The sequence below is a fragment of the Allobaculum fili genome, from assembly GCF_020969955.1.
In the GTDB taxonomy this organism is placed as follows: domain Bacteria; phylum Bacillota_I; class Bacilli_A; order Erysipelotrichales; family Erysipelotrichaceae; genus Allobaculum; species Allobaculum fili.
In genome coordinates this window covers 1-372 of sequence record NZ_JAHDSX010000121.1, presented here as the reverse complement: position 1 = coordinate 372, position 372 = coordinate 1, and the positions used below count along the sequence as shown (strand labels likewise).

Annotated in this window: 1 protein-coding gene; it reads right to left on the bottom strand. The window is 48.1% G+C overall.

The features are described from left to right. Positions 1–202, bottom strand: a 202-nt coding sequence (locus tag Afil_RS11645) for an ATP-binding protein (protein WP_230268554.1), incomplete at its 3' end; no start/stop codon positions are given. Between the last annotated feature and the right edge of the window lie 170 nt (positions 203–372).

The following is a 372-nucleotide window of genomic DNA, read 5'->3' as shown; positions in this document are numbered from 1 at the left end:
GAGACATCCGATTTGGGAAATGCGCCAGCTGGATCCGCTTCTGAATACAGTTTTCATTGCGGCTGATCGTTTCGCCTTTGAGGACCTTTTCCAGAAATTCTTCGTAATCAAGGTGATCTTCTCTCGCTTGGGCAGCCAGTTCCTTATAGTTCTGGCGGATAAAAGGCAGGCGCAGCCTTTTGGCGTAAGCTTCAATGTTCATTTCATACTCGCTTTCTAGGCAAAGAGTGCCTGGTATTCCTCTGCCTGTGCGGCCAGAGGCTCATAGACAGATTGGCGCTGAGGTGCCTGACAGGCTTCTATCCTGAGCAGATCTTTGATTTCTTCCATAGGCCGGTCTTTGTGTCTGGTGAGTATTTCTATGAATTCTTT